General features: G+C 49.4%; 15 protein-coding genes. 6 read left to right on the forward strand and 9 right to left on the reverse strand.

Going from position 1 to position 15,743, the window contains the following annotated elements; genetic code table 11:
* The 3 genes from B3D59_RS04255 to B3D59_RS04265 form a co-directional block, all read left to right on the forward strand.
* A partial coding sequence (locus B3D59_RS04255; protein WP_286817907.1) for a hypothetical protein occupies positions 1-688 on the forward strand: 688 nt, incomplete at its 5' end.
* The gene (locus B3D59_RS04260) at positions 688-2,721 is read left to right on the forward strand and encodes a transglycosylase domain-containing protein (RefSeq protein ID WP_286817908.1); all 2,034 of its coding nucleotides are present in this window, start codon (positions 688-690) and stop codon (positions 2,719-2,721) included. The genes B3D59_RS04255 and B3D59_RS04260, both read left to right, overlap by 1 nt.
* A gap of 1 nt (position 2,722) precedes the next feature.
* Positions 2,723-4,168, forward strand: a complete 1,446-nt coding sequence (locus B3D59_RS04265) for an SPOR domain-containing protein (protein ID WP_286817909.1) — start codon at positions 2,723-2,725, stop codon at positions 4,166-4,168.
* Between the two features lie 148 nt (positions 4,169-4,316).
* Here the strand turns inward: B3D59_RS04265 and B3D59_RS04270 are convergent, their stop codons facing one another.
* The 8 genes from B3D59_RS04270 to B3D59_RS04305 form a co-directional block, all read right to left on the reverse strand.
* Positions 4,317-6,176, reverse strand: coding sequence for a YcaO-like family protein (locus B3D59_RS04270; RefSeq protein ID WP_286817910.1), 1,860 nt, complete (start codon positions 6,174-6,176; stop codon positions 4,317-4,319).
* Between the two features lie 106 nt (positions 6,177-6,282).
* The gene (locus B3D59_RS04275; protein WP_286817911.1) at positions 6,283-6,534 is read right to left on the reverse strand and encodes a hypothetical protein; all 252 of its coding nucleotides are present in this window, start codon (positions 6,532-6,534) and stop codon (positions 6,283-6,285) included.
* Positions 6,535-6,565: 31 nt separating this feature from the next.
* A complete protein-coding gene (locus B3D59_RS04280; RefSeq protein WP_286817913.1) occupies positions 6,566-6,889 on the reverse strand; it encodes a hypothetical protein in 324 nt (107 codons plus the stop codon).
* Positions 6,890-7,051: 162 nt separating this feature from the next.
* The gene (gene yedF, locus B3D59_RS04285) at positions 7,052-7,681 is read right to left on the reverse strand and encodes a sulfurtransferase-like selenium metabolism protein YedF (protein WP_286817915.1); all 630 of its coding nucleotides are present in this window, start codon (positions 7,679-7,681) and stop codon (positions 7,052-7,054) included.
* Between the two features lie 6 nt (positions 7,682-7,687).
* Positions 7,688-8,062, reverse strand: coding sequence for a YkgJ family cysteine cluster protein (locus B3D59_RS04290; protein WP_286817917.1), 375 nt, complete (start codon positions 8,060-8,062; stop codon positions 7,688-7,690).
* 26 nt (positions 8,063-8,088) lie between these two features.
* Positions 8,089-9,156, reverse strand: a complete 1,068-nt coding sequence (locus tag B3D59_RS04295; RefSeq protein ID WP_286817918.1) for a tRNA dihydrouridine synthase — start codon at positions 9,154-9,156, stop codon at positions 8,089-8,091.
* Between the two features lie 115 nt (positions 9,157-9,271).
* Positions 9,272-10,564: a hypothetical protein gene (locus B3D59_RS04300; protein ID WP_286817919.1), complete on the reverse strand. Its 1,293-nt coding sequence runs from the start codon at positions 10,562-10,564 to the stop codon at positions 9,272-9,274.
* Entirely contained in the window at positions 10,497-11,639 is a 1,143-nt protein-coding gene (locus B3D59_RS04305; protein WP_286817920.1) for an SPFH domain-containing protein, read from the reverse strand. The genes B3D59_RS04300 and B3D59_RS04305 overlap by 68 nt, the downstream gene beginning before the upstream one ends.
* Positions 11,640-11,902: 263 nt before the next feature.
* Here B3D59_RS04305 and B3D59_RS04310 point away from each other — a divergent pair, with 263 nt between their 5' ends.
* From B3D59_RS04310 to B3D59_RS04320, 3 genes are all read left to right on the forward strand, one after another.
* Complete coding sequence (locus B3D59_RS04310) at positions 11,903-12,874, forward strand: FeoA domain-containing protein (RefSeq protein ID WP_286817921.1); 972 nt, start codon at positions 11,903-11,905, stop codon at positions 12,872-12,874.
* A 114-nt stretch (positions 12,875-12,988) separates the two neighbouring features.
* On the forward strand, positions 12,989-13,444 hold the full coding sequence (locus B3D59_RS04315; protein WP_286817924.1) for an SH3 domain-containing protein: 456 nt from the start codon (positions 12,989-12,991) through the stop codon (positions 13,442-13,444).
* 45 nt (positions 13,445-13,489) lie between these two features.
* Positions 13,490-14,182, forward strand: coding sequence for a tetratricopeptide repeat protein (locus B3D59_RS04320; RefSeq protein WP_286817926.1), 693 nt, complete (start codon positions 13,490-13,492; stop codon positions 14,180-14,182).
* Positions 14,183-14,514: 332 nt separating this feature from the next.
* Here B3D59_RS04320 and B3D59_RS04325 read toward each other — a convergent pair.
* A partial coding sequence (locus tag B3D59_RS04325; protein WP_286817928.1) for a sigma-54-dependent transcriptional regulator occupies positions 14,515-15,743 on the reverse strand: 1,229 nt, incomplete at its 5' end.

Here is a 15,743-nt window from a genome sequence, read left to right on the forward strand (position 1 = left end):
TGGTGCCGTCTGGGACGCCGGGCGGCACATGGTCAGTGCGTTGAAATCCCTGGATCAGATGGCCCTTGCCCGGGAGAACGCCGGGCGAATAGTACGTACGGCGAAGTCTTTTTCAGACTTGGCCGCTCAACTTGGGCCCGGGGAATGGGCCAACCTGGACAAGGATCGGTTCAGGGTGCTGTATCTGTCTTTACCCCTTTATCTTCGCAGGAATGTTATGGATCCGGTTCGCCTGGTGTGGCTGCTCAACGGCGGTGCCACCGACCGTATTGTCTGTGAAGGACGCATGGGCGGCATGAAAATTTTTTTCATTGATACCCAGAACCGGGTTGTCCAGCAGGTGGACCTGGATGTTCAGACCCTGGGAAACAACGGCAGTCGAGCAGTTATTCCTGGAACCCTGGACAATGCACCTGAATTTTTTGGCAGAATCTACCCCGCCGCGCTTTTTTTTACGGCTGTTTCAAGGCTGCCTGGGGACATGAGAGTCGATCTGATCCTGGATACGGAAGACCTTTTATCTGAGAAAGGTGCCCTCGACCGGGTGGGGGTGAGCAATTCCGCCCAGGACGGTTTTATCAACCTGGGATTTGAATTCCGCCACCTGGGCGAATCCCGGGTGGTGAGGGTCAAGGCCCGGGAATGGGCAGTCTGGCAATTGACCCTGGTGCTGAAGGGAGAAAGCTGATGCGATCGCTTTTTTGGCTGATCTCCCTTTGTCGTCTGCTGTTCCATATCGGACTTCTTGCCATGGGTATCATGGCAGCGGCAGGCTGCCTGATGGTTTTCCATATTGCCCAAGACCTGCCCAAGTTGCCATCGCCTTTAGGCCGTATTATCGAAACCCCACAAAGTTTGATCTATGCCGCAGACGGCCAGGTTCTCATTGCCCTTGGCGAAAAGACCGCCGTTTCCCTGGATATGGTCTCTCCTGATTTTCTCAATGCCATTGTGGCTACCGAGGATCACATGTTTTTTGAACACCATGGTGTAAATAAGCTGAGAACCTTTAAAGCATTATATACCAATCTGTTTGAATCCGGCCGAATCCAGGGCGCATCAACCATTACCCAGCAGCTGGCCAAGAATCTGTTTTTCAGCTTTGAAAAAACCTGGCAGCGCAAATTCAAGGAGATGCTGGTCGCGTTTCAGATTGAACAGGCTAATACCAAGGAGCAGATCCTTGAAGCTTACGTTAATCAAATTCATTTCGGGGCCGGGGCCCAGGGCATTGAGAAGGCGGCCCGCATCTATTTTGATAAATCCGCCCAGGATCTGACCCTGCCCGAAGCGTCACTGCTTGCGGGTCTTCCCCAATCTCCCACCCAGTATAACCCTTTCCGGCATTATGATGAGGCCCTTGACCGGAGACGGGTGGTATTAAACCGGATGGTGGCGGCCGGGTTTATTACGGAAGATCAAGCGGTTGGGACTGATGCCATCCGTCCGGAACTGCATGATGGTCGCAAAGATGCCCGTACCGGCAGTTATTTTCTGGATGCCCTGATTCAAGAGCTTGTCAACATGTATGGCGAGGATGTGGTGTATCATGGGGGCATTAAGGTTTACTCCACCATGGATCCAATGCGCCAGGCCGATGCCCGTACCGCGGTAATGGAAGGAATGGCCCGGCTTGATGAGCTTATGGGGTTGGATAAGGGGGTGGGCGACAAACCCCAGGCCGCGCTGGTGGCCATTGATATCGCCAGCGGAGCGGTTAAAGCCATGGTGGGTGGCAGAGATTATTATGCCAGTGAATTCAACCGGGCCGTGAACAGTAAACGCCAGCCCGGCAGTGGATTTAAACCCTTTTTATATTATGCGGCGTTGAGGGATGGAAAATTGCATCCGGCCAGCGTGTTCCAGGACAGGCCTGTGGCCATTCCAATTAACGGGGCACCAGACTGGTACCCCCAGAATTTTGAGAAAGAATTCAGGGGACCCATGATTCTTAAGCAGGCCCTGATCAATTCTGTGAACACCATTGCCGCCCAGTTGGTGGCAGATGTGGGTGCTGCTGCAGTGGTGGATGTGGCCAAAGTCTGTGGAGTGAAAAGTCCGTTAAAATCCGTATATTCTCTGGCCCTTGGTACGTCTGACGTCAGCGTTATGGACATGGCTGCCGGATTTTCCACATTCGCTTCGCTGGGCATTTGCCATGAACCGTTTTTATTCTGGCGGGTTGAGGATGCAAGGGGGCGGGTTCTTTTTGAACATATTGTCAAGGATCGCAGGGTATTGGATCAGGCAACGGCTTTCCAGGTGGTGGACATGATGGAAGGCGTTGTGGATTTCGGATCGGGCAGGGGGGTGAGAAGTCTTGGATTCAAGCGCCCGGCAGCCGGGAAAACCGGCACGACGGATAATTATAATGATGCCTGGTTCACCGGGTTTACCCCGTCCCTTTGCGTATCTGTGTGGACAGGGTATGACAAGAAGAAAGAACTTAAGGATAAAAACAGGAGAGGTATTACCGGTGGCCGAGGAGCTCTGCCCATATGGACGGATTTCATGACCCGGGCCATGGAAGGCGAGCCCGAACGCGACTTTTTGATTCCATCGGATATCCGGTATGAAATTGTGGGAAAGACCACGGGATGTCCGGCAGCACCCCGGCAGGATACGGTTGATGAAGTAATTTTGCCACAGTCGGAGCCTGACGCTTCCGGTGTTGTTCGTGTGGCGTTGAAAAAGGACCAGTACCCCTGCAGAGGCTATTAAGATGATTCGCATTGTCCGACATATCAGTGTCCGGTTCTGGCTGACAACCCTGATGGTTCTGCCTTCAGGGTTCATCTTGTTTCCCCGGCTTTCCGGATGGCTTTCGGATATGCCTGCTTCGGTATTTATCCTCCTGATCTATGTGGTCTTTGGCTTGGGACTTGGTTTGTCCATGGATATTGCAGGACTCTGGTGGATAAGGAGACTGGTTAGGGATGCGCAGTTGTGGGAGCGATCCGGTATTGCCACCCGGGCTGAAAAAAAGTTTATTCGGGCTGTTCGGATTTATGACAGTGCCTGGATCTCTCCTCTGGCTGCGCGGCGGGTAGGCCCCATGCTTACCTCTGCCCTGGCGCGGTTTTACCTGGCATCGGGCAGCCGGCGCCGGGAAATTCAAGGGGCTGCCAGCGTCTGGCTGGCGCAGAATCCCAAAGACGAGAGTCTTGCCCGGTTTTGGCTTGAACGCATCCAGGATCAGGATATCTCCGGAACATCCACCCACTCTATACTGACGGTGTTGGCAGATAACTGGTATGCAGATCCAGACCTTTGCCGGATACTGGTGGGTGTGTTTTTGAACCAGGGCCGGATGGATTTTTCAGCAAGGCGCGTGTATCAATCATTCCTAAATATGATTGATATGACAGGCGGGAACAAAGCTTTATCACAAGAGGATAAGGCCCGGGTTGAAACAATCCGGGACATGATGTCCGGGCGCCTGGATACACCCCGGGACATGATGTCCGGGCTCCTGGATACACCTGAGCCGGAGCCGGAACCGGAAATGACCGAACCGGGATTGGGTACCCTTGGGGATGAACGGGTTGACCTGGCCACATTTATGAGCGGGAATCAAGGGGGCGACGGACAGTCGGCCAGTCCGGGTGACCAGGCATTTGAAGATGGTCCGGCAGGGTGGCGGCCGGCAGACGAGATCTATTTCGGGCAGGCGAGTTCGGGGTGGATGTCAGCCCTGATGTCCGGAATTAGCAGAAAAACCGCAGATAGCAGCTCTTTTATGGCAGGCAGAACCGGAAAAGCCAAACACGCTGTTTTAAATTTGATACAGGCCCGGGAAAAATGGTGGGGACGGGTGTGGGGGACCATGATTGCCTGCTTGGGCGTCTGGCTGATTTTTTTTGTCTGGGGCACGTTTTCCCACATGTTTAAAACAGCGGAGCAGCCAGCTCAGCAGATAAAGGTCATGATTCCTAAACCGTTTACCATCCAGGTGGCTGCGTATCATAAAAAGACCCATGCCGACAATTATAAAGCAACCCTTGCCCAAAAAGGGATTCAAACTACCGTGAAGGTCACGGACGGCGGCGGCAAAACCTGGTATCTGGTCCAGGTGTCTGAATTCACGGATCAGAAAAGTGCCCAAGTCTACGGCAACCAGCTAAAAGCCGACCATGTCATTAACGAATTTTTTGTAACCAAAAAATAGAGCCTGTCTGTTTTAATGATTATCGAACTGAAGTTCGACAGGCTGTTAGGGAACTTTGGAAAATTAAACTATCGATCAATGGAGTAATCCCCAACGTTGCATAAAAATATACCTTTTCGGGCGTTGTGCCAAAATACCCATAAAGAGATCAGGCCATGATCCACGCTAAGGCTTCCGTTGAAGGCATCGATTTCATGTTTGAATAGACGGTCCTAGCAAGGTTCAGCTTATGTCGCGTTTGACAGGGGTCTGACAGGGGGCAGGCCGTACAATGGGGACACCGGGGAAGCGGTGTGCTGGCTTGAATCGAATAAGGTTCGGCCATGTCGGTCATAACTTGTTTGACCAGGGCAGATTCGATTTCCTGGTTTTCGGCAAAAGAACTCAACTTCGTTTGAACCTGAGTATGTTTCTGCCCTTCAACTCTGGCTTCCAGATAATGTTTCACCATCGTGTAATACGGACCGGTCTCTATGCGGGTTGCACAAAATTGTTTGAAATGCGATAGGGCTTGGTCATAGTTTCCCAAGCTATAATGGATCTGGGTCAAAACAAAGGCAAGATTCATCTGCTGCCAGGGGGAGTCTGCTGTCAGCTCAATATTAAACAGCTGGGTAATGGGGACGGATGGGGCAAAAGAAGCGAGCCTATGGGCGATGTCTGTCAATTGTTGGGAAGAACAGTGAGCTATATCAAAAAAAAGATGTTCAATACTATCCAGGTCAACGAGTTGAAATTTGCCTGATCCGTCTACGGGAGGGGCAGATTTCCGTCCCTGGGCTGAGAATTCCGGAACATAGACGAACACCGATGGGAAACCCAGGAAAGAGACATCTCGAATGTAGACGTTTTTTCCATTATCGTGGAAGAACCGAACCAGACGGCGTACCTCTTCCTCGTATGATTTCAATGGGGTGAAAGTACTTGGATCAAAGGAGTAGCTGGGAGAGTCGCCGAAAAGGGCCGGCGGAAACACTCCGCTATTGTCTGTCGTAAAATGGGTAAAAACATGAAACCGAGTATTACGAGCTTCACTGTCCTGGCGGAGAAAATACTCAGGCACGGATGCGGGAATTTCTAACATGGCAGCATCGAACTGATCGCTATCCTGTATGCCCTGGAAAATTTCGGTCAGGCAACGACTCAATGCCACTTGAAAGGAGGTTTCAGAACCGACGTTAAGCCGATAGCGGCCGGTCTGCAAGTTTTTAATGATTACACCAAGGGAAGGGATGTTTCGTCCCGCAGAAAAATCTTTGACAATGACCTTATAGCGGCCGTCGCGTTCAATATCTTGAATAATCGCGCTTTCACCCGGAAATTGTGCCAGAAATTCCTTAGGCACGGTAGGCGGTGTCATTTGTCCATAAAATATCAGGGCGGCAGCCCATCGTTCAGTGAGTTCGCAAAGCGCCTGAAAAATAGCCTCGGGCTGTGTGTTGCCTGCAGCCATACCGTTAGAACCTACTGTTATCAGCAAGAGGTTCAAAGGCAACAGCTGGCTGCATTGGTTAAGGGTATCGTAAAAGGGCGTGGCTACAACGCCAGGCATACCATTGGCAGCGATTCGGTCAAAATAGGCTGCCACAAACTCCTTGCGGTCCTGCTTCAGATAGCGGAAAAAATCAGCCAGCACATCGGCCGGCAGGTTTTCCACAGCTTGGCGGTCCAAGTAGGATTCATCCGGAAAATAGTAATAGCCGAATTCATCCTTCAGCCTGTTTGCTATGGAACGGGAGAATGTTGCAAACAGCAGGTTTTGCATTCGTTCCATATACTCGGCATAGGCACTGGCCAGGCTGAATTCATGGGTGCGACCTTTGCCGTTGGTGCGAAATCCGCCCCGGTCCGGGGGTAAGGCGATACTGGACGAGAAAATTTTCGGATACGGATTAGCATGGTAGATCTCGTCAGGAACTAGATCTGCCTGATTGAGGATATTCCGGATACCCTCAATGGTAGCTGTTGCTGGCTGCTCTTTGTACGGTCGGGCAAGATTGGTAAACATGGACTTGGCCTTTTTGGCTCCCCGGCAAGCGGCCAAAGTAGGAAAACCGCCTGTCGGAGAGAGTTCTTGGCAATGGGACGCTATACTTTGATTGAGGCGGCATTAATTAAACGATGGGCCGACCAATATCACCCGGACCGTAAAAAAGTTGCTGTTGCTGCTGGAGTTGTTGCTGCTGGAGTTGCTGCTGCTGGAGTTGTTGTTGCTGCTGTTGGAGTTGTTGTTGCTGTTGTTGCTGGAGTCGTTGTTGCTGCTGTTGCTGGAGCTGTTGCTGGATCTGTTCCGGCGCGGGGGCAGCAGCCATAGGGCTCGTTGGCATCATAGGTGCCATCATCATATTTTGGGGGAAAAATTGCATGGTGGTCTCCTTTTACTATAGTGTTATTAGATTAGGACTTCCGGAGGACGTCTGCTTGAGATTCATTCGCCTTGTTTGATTTTGTGCTTTCGAGGTTTTTAATAATCCTTTCGGTTTCAGAGGTTGATTTGTTTACGAATTCGAGCGATTGTTCCAGGTTCTGTTTCATGAATTTCAATTGTTGGAGTTGAAAATGCAACTGCTGGAGTTGAATTTCGTTGGGGATGGGAAGTGGCATAGATGGTCCGGTCATGGCCATGGGCTGCATCTGAGTACAGCAGCAGGGCATGGTCGGGTTAAAGGGTTGAGGACCAGGCATTCCGGACATAGAGGACTGCGGAAAACCATATTGCATACACATGAGGGAATCTCCTTGGATTGAGGGGAACATTTTTTCAGCCGTATAAATTTCGTGGCCGCGGCACTTGCATAGATTATACTATGGCAGAGAATAGGCAAAAAGATCCTTTTTGTCAACGGCTTTGAGGGTTTTGATGCCAAATTAACACACAAGCTGTTACAGATTGATCACCTTGTCGGCCAGCTGCATGGCCGTGACAATATCCAGCATATTGGTGGTCTGGCCAATGGCTTTTTTCTCCATCAGATTCAGGTGGCTCAGGCAAGTTCCGCATACAAGAATGGTGACCCCTGATTCTTCAAGTTCGTGCAGTTCACCAAGCACTGCGGAATCTACCGTGGCAAGGGTGACGCCATGGTTGACAAAAACCAGGCGCCACAGATCCTTCCCCATCTCCTTGAGGGTTTTGATGAAATTGATCATTAACTTTGTGCCTAATTCATCATCTCCAACGCCCAATCTGTTGGATGCGGCCATCACCATGATTTTTACCGGGGCGTTTTTTTGGGATGGCGCTGGGCCGCAAGCCGATTGCCCTGTCGGCCGGGGCGCCAGTTTAACGGTCGCGGCCTGGTCCCGGGTGCCTTCCACAACAGACATGGTGCCGTCGGATTCCACACCGACTTCAAAACCGGCATAGGTTAAAAATCGGCTGACATTTTCAATGGCGGCATCATTGTCCAACAGCACCCGGATATGCGACAATGCTTCGCTTTCAAGACATTTTTTTGTTTCTATTACAGGTGCCGGACAATCCATTTTTCTGCAGTCAAGTTCTTTTACCATTCTATTTTAAAGTCTCCTTGTCGGGGTAGATGTTTGGGAAGACGCACAGTTTTTTCGTGCCCATTCACAAATTTGCTCAAAACCCAAAAATCTCCATTTGACGGGAAAGTCCCGACACTGGGAAGGTTTGACAGGATTGATGCGGCATCCATTGCTGTCCAGGAAGATGCAGGCCCCGTCAGGGGCATCAATGATTGAAAGGCCGTTGCGGTCTTTCGTCAGACAGGTGAAGGTTTCTATAAAATCCCGGACATCCATATTCAGGAAATCGGCAATGATATCCGGTTCTTTATCACCCAGACGGACGTACCCGCTTTGTCTGCAGCAGGCCCCGCATCCTAAGCATTCAAATCGTGTCAGGTCAAATTTTTTTTTATCCATGCATATATCCGGTAAAGATAACCTTGTCAAATGAACAGATTGATGTTTGGCAGGCGTAATGTTTGGGGTGGCGGGTCCAGAAGATGCCGTATGTTGTCACAAAGTTCGTTCATGTTTTCGGCCCGTATCATGGATTTTAAAATGGCGTTGGAAAATTTAAAATTGGCGCAGAAATACGGGGCAAATTTTTTAAACATCTTCAGGGCAAAGCGGTCCTCATAATGGGCGCTTAAAAGCCTTGCCATGTCCAGGGCGGTTTTCATATAAATGGATGGTTCCGGTGTAAAGTTTTTGGTCCACTGGGCAAAAATCCAAGGCTGTGCCACGGCCATCCTGCCGATAGATAGACCCTGGCAACCCGTTTCCCGGATCATTCTGATCCCATGTTCGGGGGCAAACAGGTTCCCGTTGCCAAAAACGGGAATGGTGACCGCGTGTTGTACGTTGCCGATCAGCTCCCACCTGGGTCTTCGGCTTCTTCGGTCGGGGGCGACCCGGGGATGAAAGGTTAAGGCATCTGCCCCGGCACTTTCAAAGGCCCGGGCCATGGTCACCGGAAAGCTATGATCATCCTGCCATCCGGTTCTGAATTTAACAAAAACCGGGCATGACACAGCCTTTCTGACCGCAGATACAATGTCGATCGCCTTGTCGGGTGTCTTTAACAATGCGGCCCCGCATCCTTTTTTACAGATTGCGGCAACCGAACATCCGAAATTTAAGTCCACCCCAAAGAATTTTTCGGCTTCAATGCGACGGGCAGCCCGGGCCATGGTCTCAGGTTCTGCACCAAATATCTGGCAGACTGTGTGGTCCAGTTCTTGGGGCCGCCAGGAAAATACATGGGATATTCGGGGGTTTTCATGGGGAACCGCTTTGGCAGAGCACATGCCCGTAAACAGCAGGCCGAATCCTGAAAACTGGGTCACAAGCTGCCTGAACGCGATGTGCCCCAGCCCTGCCATGGGCGCCAGTACCATCCGGTTGGAAATGGTTCTGTTACCGATGGCAAGCGGCCTGAGCAGATATTTAGCCAGGTCTTCAGCCGTATTTATGGTGTTCTCTATGGTTGTTTCAGAATTGGATCGTGTCATTAAAGCCGGCTGCTGCTGTCCATTGAATTTTCATGTTGTTTCAATTCCCTTGATTGTGTTTTGTTTGGAGTTGTATCAGGCATGGCCTGTTTGTGCAATATCGGCAACATTACAGTTACAGGTTATCAGACAACGCCAGGGCTTTTTTATTGATGGCAATGCCCGAATCCGGGTGAATGATATCATGCTGGGTGGATTGAAAAGGCAGAAAAATCAGGGAGACACTTTGGGGCGTCACTTCAGTCTTGGGTAAAATTTCAAGAATTTCTTTTCTGGGTTTCAGAAGAGCGGCCATGGTAATGCGAATGGTCTGGATCCCCTCGGAAGCGGGCAGGTTCACGGGCTGGTACAAATTGTCTTCAATCGTTTGGGACAGGGCCGGTTCCAGCTGGGCTGAGGTTATTTGACCTATCAACCGTAAAAAAATGTTGGGACGGACCTTAAATGCCGGACTCCAGAAATGCACAGGCTTTTCCTCCCAGTTCCGGGGAATTGCCAGCGGCAGGTTTGCCATCCTGGCCAGATCCGCATGGCTGTCCAGGGTCATGGGCGAGACTTTGGCGCTGATTCGCCAGAACGGTAGCATGATGTCATCTTTGTGGGCAGGGGCTGCGGTACTGAATTTAATTTTTGCAAGGTTCTTTCCCTTGGCCCGCCACAGGGAATGGCAGTTCCGGCATACCAGGGCCAGTGAATCGCCACTGCCCTCAAGATCCGCCCCGCATCCGGGGCAAATGCCGGCAATAAAATGGGTCTCAACACCGGGACGGACCTGATCCAGGTCGAATATATCCGGGGTGATCTCTTTTCCCGGGGGCAACATCTGATTGGTAACCCCATCTATAAGATGTTGCTGTCTGATGTAAAAAGGAGAATAAATAAGACTGAAGGTTTCTCCGATATCCTCTTTAAACGTGCGTTCATCTGGTTTTAAACCAAATATTGTGTCTTTTAATACCGTTGCCGAGGGCAGAGGTCGAAAAAATTTTCCTTTGGTATCCGGCTCGATCACTTTCATGGTCATGGCCTGGGATCTTAGACCCAGGGAAAATGGAATCTGGGGCGGCATATCTGCCACAGCCAGGGTGGAGATGTCTGTAAATCGGGGTGTTATACCGGATGCGGAACATATGTAACGCACGCCTTTGAAACGCCAATAGGGCAGGTATATCGGCTGTCTATCTTGGGGTGCCTTCGGGGAACAGGGCAGGTAATACCTGGGAAATCCTTTTTGGGAAATACAGGACCGGACCCGGCAGAATTCGCACACAAAGAACCGGGTTTCTTCCCCTAAGGTGACAGGGGCTCCGCACTGGGGGCATTGATGCTGGATTGCGTAGCTAATATTTTTCTCCACACTGGTTGCAGAAGATTGAATCCGGCAGATTTTTTGCACCGCAATTGCCACAGGTTTTTTCTGTTGTCTTTTCTGCGACCTGTTTTCCACATCTGGGACAGAATTTTGTGTCGGGTGTGATGTTTTTGCCGCAATACTGACACCGTGCAAAGATCACCTGCTGGTGACCGCACTGGGGGCAGAATTTTGCGTCCAGGGAGATTGGGTTTTGGCACTCCGGGCAGGCAGTGGTCAGCGCAGTGTGGGTTGTCGGCTGTCCTGTCGGGGAGAGCATCTGCTGGGAAAATATGCCGGGCAGCATCATACCAAGGCCTAATCCAAGGCCTGCCTGGGCACCGTCTGAGGCAATGCCCTGTGGATTTTCGGCAATTTTTTCCATGGCCATGGCGGTTTTCATCTGCATCAGTTTATTCATATCGTCAAACAGCCCTAATCGGCTTTTGTCATCAATGGCCTGCTGGACCTCGGGGGGCGGTGTAATGGCATTGATGTAAAGATGGGTCAGATTCAGTCCGAATGCACTGAAATCCTCATGCAGTCTTAGGGCCAGACCCTTTCCCAGTTCATCGTAATGTTCCGGCAGATCAAAAATGGAGGAGACTTTCTCTCCGATATAGTCGTTGAATCTGGACACCACCACCTGGTTGAGATAATCGCTGATGTCGGCGCTTGTGTAAATGCCCTGGGTTCCGGCCAGGGTGTTGATGAACAGGACCGGCTGGACAATTTTCAAGTTAAAAACACCAAAGGCCCTGAGTCTTACCAGGCCAAGGTCCTTGTCCTTGAATGCCACCGGGTCCCGGGTCCCCCATTTCAGGTTGGTAAAGGTTTTTAAATTGGCAAAAAAGACTTCTGCTTTCAGCGGGCTTTCCATGGCCCAGGGAAGGCTTGCAATTTTTGTCAGAATAGGGATGTTTGCAGTTTTTAAGGTGTGCCGTCCGGGACCAAATGCACCAACGGCCTTTCCCTGGTAGAAGAAGACTGCGGCCTGACTTTCCCGGACAATGAGTTGGGCCCCGAATTTGATTTCGCCCGAGCCTTTTTCAGGCAGGCGGTGAATCAGTTCCTGTCCGGTTTCGTCAAACCACTCCAGCACTTCAAGGTAAATCAGGTTATTGGTTCCCATGGGTCTCTCCTTGCTGTGTTTTTTCTGAGCGGGTTTGAGTTTAAACAAAAATTGCTTTTATTCTAAAAAAAGTTGATGGCCGGTGTCAAACGATATTCCGTCGGGGGNNGGGGGGGGGATGGCTATATTGACAAGGTATTGGACCTATATTATTTATATGCCTTTAATGAAAGGTTTAAGGGTCCTTTTACTTTTGGCTGAAAGGCTTAATTGAGGTATCATTCCGGGTTAGACCTTGGCTGTTTAAAGAGGAGTGTAAAAATATGCCGGACCGGCATCAGCAGGAAAAAGATCAGTTTCGTCGCCTTTTTGGCTGGCGGGGGCTTGATCGTTTTGAGGAACGGTTTCAGATACTGGAATCTTTTTTAAAATTGGAAAGCCATGTAAGCCTGGCCCAGATTGCCGATCAGGTCAGGCTGGATGGTCTGCGTGTGGATAATGAATTTCTGCTGCAGTGCATGGAGCAGTTGTGCCGGTTGGGATTTGCCAGTCAGGTGGTGTTTGACCGGGATGACACCATTCTATATGAACACCGTCAGCTTGGGGTGCATCATGATCATATGGTCTGTACCAAATGCGGTGCAATAATTGAGTTCAAGGACGATGATTTAGAAGCACTTCAGGAGAAACTGGCTGCCGAATATGGTTTTTTTATGCTCCAGCATAAAATGGAGATTTATGGCCTTTGCGGGGAGTGTATGGCGCAGCGGGATGATCTGATTCCTTTGTCCAGGGCCAGAATCGGAGAAAAGGTTGAGATCGTTAATGTGGCTGCCGGCAGAAAAATGCAGATGCGCTTTGCTTCCATGGGGCTTCGGACGGGTATTTTTGTTGAAATTATTTCCAGTGCCATGGGGGGGCAACTTGTCATTGCATCAGAATGCAACCGGCTGATTTTGTGTGCGGGAATGGCTAGTAAAATTTGGGTTCGACCCGAAAAAGGATTCGGGGGGGGATCCAATGACGGTGGAGGGGAAAGCTGCCTGCCGTTTTTCAATGAATCTGTGCCGATGAGCGCGATGGCACCGGGACAACAGGGCAGTATTGCCCGGGTGGACGGCGGACACTTTCCACGGCGGCGACTGGGAAAGATGGGGTTTCAGCCGGGCGTTCTTGTCCGGGTAATCAGTAGCAGCCCGGGATCCGATTCCATTGAGGTCATGGTTCGGGGGCATCGGGTTTTTCTGTCGGAAAAGGATGCATCGAAAATTTTTGTGGAGAACATCACGCCGTAATTTTTTTTACATCTCAAACGGGTAGAAGGCTTGTCACAATACCTTGCATGCCAAGGTGCTTTTCTGATATACCGGGTACGACATGATTTAAACTGTAGTTGATCGGAGATTTTTATGTATCGTATAAAAGAGAAAGATGTTTTTAGAATTTCAGTTTGTTGCTTTTTTATTTTTCTGTTTTCCGGCATTGCGTTGGCCTCAGAACGGCTATCGGTAATATCTTCTGTTGCCAATTTAAGAGACGGTGCGGGAAGCAAATATAATGTGTTGTGGCAGGTGGAGAAATACCATCCCTTTCTTGTGATCAATAAAAAAAAGGACTGGTTCGAGGTAAAGGATTTTGAAGGAGATACGGCCTGGCTTCATGAAAGCTTGTTGGGAAAAACGGATACGGTCATTTCAATAAAATCAAAATGCAATGTTCGCTCAAAACCGGATCAATCAAGTGACATTGTCCTCATAGTGGAACGGGGTGTCCCTTTTAAGGTGCTGGCTCGTAAAGGGGACTGGATTAACATTGAGCATGCTGACGGCGAAGTTGGTTGGATTTTTAAAAATTTGGTGTGGTAGCCCGGATACATAATTTAGATAAACAGATTATAAGGTAATATTTTAATGGCGAATCAAGGTGTATCAAACGAGCGGAAAAGAGAGCTGGCACAGATGGATCCGTTCCAGGAGGGTCTGGCCAAATCCGTTAAATGGGCTACTGCTCACAAAAAACAATTGACGGTCTCAGCGGGTGCTCTGGTTGGGGTGGTGATTGTGTTTTCTGCGATTATGTTCAGTTTTAAACAGTCTGAAATCAAAGCATCTGAATTGGCTGCCAAAGCCTATGAGAAATATGAAGAACAATATTCCCAGGACCGGGATGCCCGGAAAGGATATGATGCCGTCAAGGATGATTTTCAAACGCTTTTTGACGAATATGCAAACACCAGTGAAGGGCACATGGCACTGATTAATTTCGGGAAGATTTGTTTTGAGGCCAAGGCGTATGATCAAGCATTTGATTTGTATTCCAAAGCCCTGTCAACTGTAGGGGATAAGGCCGGTGTGAAGAACTTTTTGCTTTGTGCTTTGGGTACTGTCTGTGAGTTGAAAAATGATTTGGAACAGGGAAAATCTTATTATTTGCGCGTTGAAAACGGCACATCAAATCTTTTAAAGGATGATGCCCGGTTTGCCCTGGCGCTAATTTATGAAAAACTTAATGATACGGATGCCGGGCGTCAGATGTATGAAAAAATTGCCCAAAGTCCTGGGGATTCCATTTATAAGGACATAGCCCAGGCCCGGATTAAATAGGGCAAGAACTAAAAAAGGCTGCCTGGGCGGGGCAGCCTTTTTTAGAAAAGGAAAAAAAGATGAAAAAACTAACCGTGGTTAGTTAGTGATAATTATTAAAAGCAAATTCCTTGCCATTCAGTTTGAAAAAAGCTTATAAAATTTTTAACTTATTGAAAATATAATATATAGTTTTGTTTATTATAAAAAAGGCACATGCCTAATTATGCGACTATGAGATGATGGCGTTCAAAATTTTGAACCCTTAAAGTGGTATTTTCACGAAAAGAGCGCATTATCCCGAAGCAATAATCTTTTCCAGGGTTCAAAATTTTGAACCCTGGAAAAGATTGTTATTTATTGTCCAGTTTTAACTCCTTGTCCAGATTGAATTTTTTTAGTTTCTGGTTTAATCCACTCTTTCCGATGCCAAGGATTTTTGCTGCCGTGGTCTGGACATTGCCGGACATCTTCATTGCCCGCAGGATCATTCTTTTTTCTACTGCGGCGAGGGTTTCGGAAAGGCCTACGCCATCAGGGATACCATCCAGTTGAAGTGTGCCGGCTTTGGGATTGCGGATTTGGGACGGAAGGTCCGAAACTGTGATTATGCTGCCCTTGGCCAGGATGATCGCCCTTTCAATGACATTTTCCAATTCCCTGACATTGCCTCTCCACTCGTAGTCACACAGCCGCTGGATTGCCTCTTTGTCAATGCCTGTGACAATCCCGGCCCTCTCCGGGCCCTGGGTGTATTTTTCAATGAAATGCTTAATAAGCAAAGGAATGTCCTCCAACCTGTCCCGCAAGGGGGGGATGTTGGCTTTGACCACATTGAGACGATAGTAGAGATCTTCCCTGAATTTTCCGTTTTTAACCTCATCTTCCAGGATTTTGTTGGTGGCGGCAATGAGTCTGAAGTCCACGGCCAGACTTACGGTCCCGCCAACGCGCTCCACAGTTCGTTCCTGGAGTACCCGTAACAGTTTTACCTGTAGCGGCATGGGTAATTCCCCGATTTCATCGAGGAACAGCGTACCTTTATCCGCCATTTCAAACCGGCCTTTTTTTAACCCCACCGCACCGGTGAAGGCCCCTTTTTCATGTCCGAAAAGTTCACTTTCCAAAAGAGACTCGGCAAACGCCGAACAGTTCACCGCAATCAGGGGGTGATCCTTGCGCATGCTGTTGTAATGAATCGATTTGGCCACAAGCTCTTTGCCTGTGCCGCTTTCCCCTTCCACAAGCACCGAGGCACTGGTTGGGGCTACCTTTTTAATGATGTCGTACAGCGCCTGCATGGTTTTGCTTTTGCCGATGATGTTGTCAAATTGGTACCGGGACTGGATAGCATCTTTAAGAAGCGTGTTCTCCTGGACAATTTTGGACATGGACAGCGCTTTGGCGATGTGGGCAATGAGAGCTTGGTTTTCAAACGGTTTTAAAATAAAGGTGTAGGCGCCCTTGTGCATGGCTTCCACCGCCTTTTCCACACTGCCGAATGCTGTCATGATGATTACCGGAAGATCCGGTTTGATCTGTTTGGCTCTTTCCAAAAGGTCAATGCCGGACATGCCCGGCA

This window comes from Desulfobacter sp. UBA2225 (genome assembly GCF_002348205.1).
Classification (GTDB): Bacteria; Desulfobacterota; Desulfobacteria; order Desulfobacterales; family Desulfobacteraceae; genus Desulfobacter; species Desulfobacter postgatei.